General features: G+C 65.7%; 6 protein-coding genes. 4 read left to right on the plus strand and 2 right to left on the minus strand.

Annotated elements, in window-relative coordinates; translation table 11 throughout:
- Positions 1 to 815, minus strand: an 815-nt coding sequence (locus PMI38_RS20810; RefSeq protein WP_008098288.1) for a 3-hydroxyacyl-CoA dehydrogenase NAD-binding domain-containing protein, incomplete at its 3' end; no start/stop codon positions are given.
- Positions 816 to 817: 2 nt separating this feature from the next.
- Positions 818 to 1588, minus strand: coding sequence for an enoyl-CoA hydratase (locus PMI38_RS20815; RefSeq protein WP_008098290.1), 771 nt, complete (start codon positions 1586 to 1588; stop codon positions 818 to 820).
- Positions 1589 to 1834: 246 nt separating this feature from the next.
- On the opposite strand from PMI38_RS20815, the gene PMI38_RS20820 reads away from it, so the two are divergent.
- From PMI38_RS20820 to PMI38_RS20835, 4 genes are all read left to right on the plus strand, one after another.
- Positions 1835 to 2641: an IclR family transcriptional regulator gene (locus PMI38_RS20820; protein WP_008098291.1), complete on the plus strand. Its 807-nt coding sequence runs from the start codon at positions 1835 to 1837 to the stop codon at positions 2639 to 2641.
- 22 nt (positions 2642 to 2663) lie between these two features.
- On the plus strand, positions 2664 to 3821 hold the full coding sequence (locus PMI38_RS20825; protein WP_008098293.1) for an acyl-CoA dehydrogenase family protein: 1158 nt from the start codon (positions 2664 to 2666) through the stop codon (positions 3819 to 3821).
- A gap of 1 nt (position 3822) precedes the next feature.
- Positions 3823 to 5367: a class I adenylate-forming enzyme family protein gene (locus PMI38_RS20830; protein ID WP_008098295.1), complete on the plus strand. Its 1545-nt coding sequence runs from the start codon at positions 3823 to 3825 to the stop codon at positions 5365 to 5367.
- Between the two features lie 74 nt (positions 5368 to 5441).
- Positions 5442 to 5744: a Rieske (2Fe-2S) protein gene (locus tag PMI38_RS20835; protein ID WP_008098296.1), complete on the plus strand. Its 303-nt coding sequence runs from the start codon at positions 5442 to 5444 to the stop codon at positions 5742 to 5744.
- Positions 5745 to 5995: the final 251 nt, after the last annotated feature.

Raw genomic sequence — 5995 nt, forward strand, 5'->3', positions numbered from 1 at the left:
GCGCCCAGCCGCTGGCGGGTGATGAGCGTGGGCCGGTAGCGCGGCTCCTGGTAGTACTGCTGGTAGATCGACTCGGTCACCGGGTGCGAGACATCCAGGCCGGTCAGGTCGAACAACTCGCACGGGCCCATGCGAAACCCCGCCTGCTCACGCAGGATGCGGTCGAGGGTCAGCGGGTCGGTCACCGATTCGACCAGCACGCGCATGGCTTCGGTGCCGTAGCCGCGGCCGCCATGGTTGACGATGAACCCCGGCGTGTCCTGGGCATGCACCGCGCTGTGACCCAGGCGCCGGCCCAGCGCCAGCAGGGTCTGGCCGACCCAGGCTGCGCTTTGCAGGCCGTCGATGACCTCGACGATCTTCATCAGCGGCACCGGGTTGAAGAAGTGCATGCCGCCCACACGCCCCGGCACTCGGCACTTGGCGGCGATTTCGGTGACCGACAGCGACGAGGTGTTGGTGGCGAGCAGGCAATCGTCGGCAACCACGGCTTCGAGGTCGGCAAACAGGGCGCGCTTGGCCTCCAGTTGCTCGACGATCGCTTCCACCACCAGCTCGGCGTCGGCCAGCTCCGTCAGCGTAGCGGCCACCTTCAGGTGACGCCCGGCCTCCTCGACCTGCTGCGCACTCAGCCGGCCCTTGGCCGCCAGGCTTGCCAGCGTCGCCAGAATCGCTTGCCGCGCGGCCTGGGCTGCGCCGTCACGGCTGTCGAACAACTGCACGGTCACTCCGGCCTGGGCCGCCAGCTGGGCGATACCGGCCCCCATGACGCCCGCACCGACCACGGCCATGCGGGTAATTTCGCGTGGATGCATGCTCAATACCCCGAATAGGTCGGCGGGCGTTTTTCCAGGAAGGCGCGCATGCCTTCCTTCTGGTCCGCCGAATCGAACAGCAACTGGAAAGCCTTGCGTTCGAGCATCAGCGCGGTGTCCAGCGAGGCGTCCTGGCCGGCCAGCACCACCTCCTTGATCTGCTTGACTGCCAAGGGCGGCAAGCCGGCGATCTGCTCGGCCAGTTCCAGCGCCCGCAATTGCACCTGATCGTCTTCCACCACCTCGCTCGCCAGCCCCATGCGCAACGCCTGCTCGGCGTTCACCGACATGCCGGTCAAGAGCATGCGCATGGCCTGGAACTTGCCGACTGCACGGGTCAGCCGCTGGGTGCCACCGGCGCCCGGCATTACCCCAACGCGCACTTCGGGTTGGGCAAAGACGGCATTGCGCCCGGCGATGATCATGTCGGCATGCATGGCCAGTTCACAGCCGCCGCCCATGGCAAAGCCGTTCACGGCGGCGATGACCGGTTGCGGACAATCGGCGATGGCAGCCCACAGCAAGTGCGTCTGGCGCAGCAGCATTTCCACGGCGCCGCGTTCGGCCATGTCGCGGATGTCGGCGCCTGCGGCAAACACCTGGGTGCCACCGCTGAGGACGATGCAGCGGACACTCGGGTCGGCGCCCAGCTTGCGAAAATGCTCCGCCAGCTGTTCACGCACCGCCTGGTTCAGCGCGTTGCGCGCCTCCCGCCGGTTCAGGTATATCCGCGCCACCCCAGGCAAGGGGCGATCGATCCACGTCTCTTCCATACCAGCCTCTTCTTATTTTGTTCCGCTCTGCAAAACTGTGTTTTGCAATAAAATTTAGCCTACGCAAGTGGCGCCTCAATTTGCAATGGGGGCTAAGCGAGATATTCGTCAGTGCATGGGTTTACCGCTGGTCACGCAAGTTCCGCTGTGCGAAACTGCATTTCGATTTATTGACTATCGCTTTCAGCCTGTGCCAGAGTCCGGCCGGCGATCGCGAGCCCACCGCCCGACGCATGAGGAACGACCATGACCAAGCGCAACGTTTTCGATACCGAACTCGACCAGCAAGGCCTCGACCAGGACCGCCAGTTCGTCACCGCACTGGCCCGGGGCCTTGAGCTGTTGCGTTGCTTCCGCCCCGGCGAACGGCTGCTGGGCAACCAGGAACTGGTCCTGCGCAGCGGCCTGCCCAAGGCCACCGTGTCGCGCCTGACCTACACCCTGGTGCGCCTGGGCTACCTGCAGTACGTCGAGAGCCTGGGCAAGTACGCCCTGGACACCGGCGTGCTCGCCCTGGGCTATGCGCACCTGAGCGGGCTGGACATCCGCCGCCTGGCCCGCCCGCTGATGGCCGAATTCGCCGAGCAGACCCAGAGCTCGGTGTCCCTCGGTGCCCGTGATCGCCTGAGCATGGTCTACCTGGAAAACTGCCAGGGCAGCGGACCGCTGACCCTGCGCCTGGACGTCGGCGCTCGGGTGCCGTTGGCCACCACCGCCATGGGCCGCGCGTACCTGGCCGCCCTGCCCCAGGGCGAGCGCGACGTGCTGCTCGACCAGTTGCGTGCGCGCAACCCGGAGCACTGGCCGGCCCTCTGCGAACAACTGGAAAGAGCCTTTCGCCAGTACCAGGACCTGGGCTTCTGCCTGTCCTGCGGCGATTGGCAGAAAGACATCAACGCTGTCGCCGTCCCACTCGTAAAACCCGATGGTTCCGGGGTTGTCGCGTTCAGTTGCGGGGGCCCGGCATTCGCCTTGCGCCAGCACATGCTGGAGGACGACCTGGGGCCACGCCTATCGCACCTGGTGCGCACTGTAGAAGCCAGTCTGGGCTGACAATTCCAACAAGAGGTCTTGCATGATCAACGATCAGGAAACACTCAATCTTCTGCTCGACAACCTGTCGCGCTTCGTCCGCGAACGGCTGGTGCCCGCCGAGGCCGAGGTGGCGGAGCACGACCGCATTCCCCCCGACATCGTCGAGGAAATGCGGGCGCTGGGACTGTTCGGCCTGTGTATCCCGCAGGACTACGACGGCCTTGGCCTGAGCATGGAAGAGGAAGTGCTGGTCGCCTTCGAACTGGGCAAGACCTCGCCGGCGTTCCGCTCGCTGATCGGCACCAACAATGGCATCGGCTCCCAGGGCCTGATCCTCGACGGCAGCGAAGCGCAGAAGCAGCGCTACCTGCCGGCCATGGCCAGCGGCGAGTTGATCGGCGCATTCGCCCTCACCGAGCCTGGCGCCGGCTCCGATGCCGCCTCGCTGCGCACCCGTGCGCTGCGCGAGGGTGACAGCTATGTGCTCAACGGCACCAAGCGTTTCATCACCAATGCGCCACAGGCTGGCATCTTCACCGTCATGGCTCGCACCAGCAGCGAGATCAAGGGGGCCGGCGGGATTTCCGCCTTTATCGTCCACGCCGACACGCCTGGGCTGTCGCTGGGCAAGATCGACCAGAAGATGGGTCAGAAAGGCGCGCATACCTGTGACGTGATCTTCGAGAACTGCCGCATTCCCGCCGCCAACCTGATCGGCGGGGTCGAGGGGGTCGGCTTCAAGACGGCCATGAAGGTGCTCGACAAGGGTCGCCTGCACATCGCCGCCATCTGCGTCGGCGCTGCCGAAAGGATGCTCGCCGACGCGCTGACCTATGCGCTGGAGCGCCAGCAGTTCGGCCAGCCATTGGCCGAGTTCCAGCTGATCCAGGCGATGCTCGCCGACAGCCAGGCCGATATCTACGCCGCCCGCTGCATGGTGATCGACGCCGCGCGCAAGCGTGACCTGAAGCAGGATGTGTCCATGGAGGCGTCGTGCTGCAAGATGTTCGCCTCGGAAATGTGCGGCCGGGTGGCCGATCGCGCGGTGCAGATCTTCGGGGGCGCCGGCTACGTCAGCGAATACGGCATCGAACGCTTCTACCGCGACGTGCGCCTGTTCCGCATCTACGAAGGCACCACGCAGATCCAGCAACTGGTGATCGCCCGCAACCTCATCCGTCGCGCGGAGCACCAGTGACATGCTGACCCGTGAAGACGTACTGGCCGGCCTGCCGGACTATCTGCACCAGCTGCTGGACCGCCACACAGCGGAGCACACCGATGCCCCTGCCCTGCACGAGCAGGGCGAAACCCTCAGCTACGGTGAACTGCGCGAGGCCGTATCACAGCTGGGCGCAGCCTTCGAGTGCGACGGTGTCCGTGCTGGCGATCGGGTCATGCTGGTGGCCGAGAACTGCAGCTTGCTGGTGGCCTCGCTGCTCGCCCTGAGCCGGCTGCGCGCCTGGTCGGTGGTGGTCAACGCGCGCCTGTCGGCAGGCGAGCTGGAAAACATCCGCGAGCATTGCGGCGCCCGTCGGGTGCTGTACACCAGCGCCGTCTCGCGCGATGCGGCTGCCCACGCTGCACAAGCCGGCGCCGAGCAGCGCACGATCAAGGCACTGGGCAACTACCATCTCGGCCCGCTCAACGCGGCATGCACCGCTGAGCCTGTGCACAGCGACCCGGCAGGCCAGGTAGCCGTGATGATCTACACCACCGGCACCACCGGCAGCCCCAAGGGGGTGATGCTGACCCATCGCAACCTGCTCTATATCGCCCATTCCGCCAGCCTGCTGCGCCAGCTGAGTGCCGACGACCGGGTCTATGCGGTGCTGCCGATTTCCCATGTCTACGGCCTGTCGGCGGTGTGCCTGGCCAGCCTGTTCGCCGGTGCCGCGCTGCAGCTCGAAGCACGCTTCGACCCCCAGCAACTGGCACGCGCCCTGCGCGAGGACGGCATCACCCTGATGCAGGGAGTACCTGCGATGTACGCCAGGCTGCTGGAGCTGGCCGACAGCGGGCAACTGCAGTTGCAGGCACCCGACCTGCGCTTCATGTATGCCGGGGGCTCACCGCTGGACCTGCCGCTCAAGCAGGCGGTCGAGCAGCGCTTCGGCCTGCCCCTGCACAACGGCTACGGCCTGACCGAGAGTTCGCCGACGGTCAGCCAGACGCGCATCGACGAGCCCCGCCAGGACACCTCGGTCGGCCGGCCGATCCCGGGGCTGGAGGTACGCCTGCTGGATACCGCGCGCAACGCCACGGTGGCGGACGGTGAAGTCGGGGAGCTGTGGGTGCGCGGGCCCAACGTGATGAAGGGTTACTATCGTGCCACTGAACAGACGGCTGACGTGCTCGACGCCGACGGCTGGCTGAACACCGGCGACATGGCACGCCTGGACGCGGACGGCGCACTGTTCATCGTCGGGCGCAGCAAGGAGCTGATCATCCGTTCGGGGTTCAATGTCTATCCACCTGAAGTCGAAGGGGCGCTGATGGCGTTTCCGGGCGTGGTGCTCAGCGCGGTGGTCGGCCGGCCGGTCGAGGGCAACGAAGAGGTCGTCGCGTTCGTCCAGGTCGCAATGCCTGAGGCGTTCGACGTCGCCGCGCTGAAGGTGTTCCTGGCCGAACGCCTGTCGCCCTACAAGCGTCCCAGCCATATCTGCGTGCTGGACAGCTTGCCCGCCTCGGCAAGCGGCAAGGTGCTCAAGCACCAGCTGAAGACGCTCGCCACAAGCCTCTGAGGCTCGCCCCGCAACCAGGCCCTCACGGCAGGGCCTGGTTGCGGCCTTCTGCATTCGACTGGCTGGAATCGACCATGGCCCGCTTCATCGAAATACCGCAAAGCAAGGTGCCCGCCGTTGGGCAACGCACCCTTGTACACCATGAAGGTTCATCGATCGTGCTGTTCAACCTTGATGGCAGCTTGCACGCCATCGAGAACAGTTGCCCGCACAGCGGCGCATCGCTGTTCGCCGGCAAGTTGGAGGGCGCCCTCCTCCAGTGTCCGGCCCACGGCATGCGCTTCGACATCACCCGTGGATGCACGGGTGCGCAGGCATTGGAATTGAAGCGTTATCCCGTTACGCGGGATGGCGACTTGTATCGGATCAACCTTTGAGCTCAATGCTACGGTACTGTGTATATGTGTATGTGTGTGTGTGTGGGAGCCGGCTTGCCGGCGATGGGGCCAGCTCAGGCAACAGAGCTCTCAGCATGAATGGATGCTGACAGGGCCGGCCTCATCGCCGGCAAGCCGGCTCCCACAGGTTTGGTGCAGGATCAACCTTTGAGCTCAATGCCGCGTCCATGTGGGAGCGGGCTTGCCCCGCGAAACAGGCAGCGCGGAGCATGGCACCGGCTTCGCCGGTG

This window comes from Pseudomonas sp. GM84 (genome assembly GCF_000282535.1).
In the GTDB taxonomy this organism is placed as follows: Bacteria; Pseudomonadota; Gammaproteobacteria; order Pseudomonadales; family Pseudomonadaceae; genus Aquipseudomonas.

Excerpts from the sequence above, each read along its gene's own strand:
- PMI38_RS20815 (WP_008098290.1), bottom strand. The coding sequence starts at position 1,588 with ATGGAAGAGACGTGGATCGATCGCCCCTTGCCTGGGGTGGCGCGGATA.
- PMI38_RS20820 (WP_008098291.1), top strand. The coding sequence starts at position 1,835 with ATGACCAAGCGCAACGTTTTCGATACCGAACTCGACCAGCAAGGCCTC.
- PMI38_RS20825 (WP_008098293.1), top strand. The coding sequence starts at position 2,664 with ATGATCAACGATCAGGAAACACTCAATCTTCTGCTCGACAACCTGTCG.
- PMI38_RS20830 (WP_008098295.1), top strand. The coding sequence starts at position 3,823 with ATGCTGACCCGTGAAGACGTACTGGCCGGCCTGCCGGACTATCTGCAC.
- PMI38_RS20835 (WP_008098296.1), top strand. The coding sequence starts at position 5,442 with ATGGCCCGCTTCATCGAAATACCGCAAAGCAAGGTGCCCGCCGTTGGG.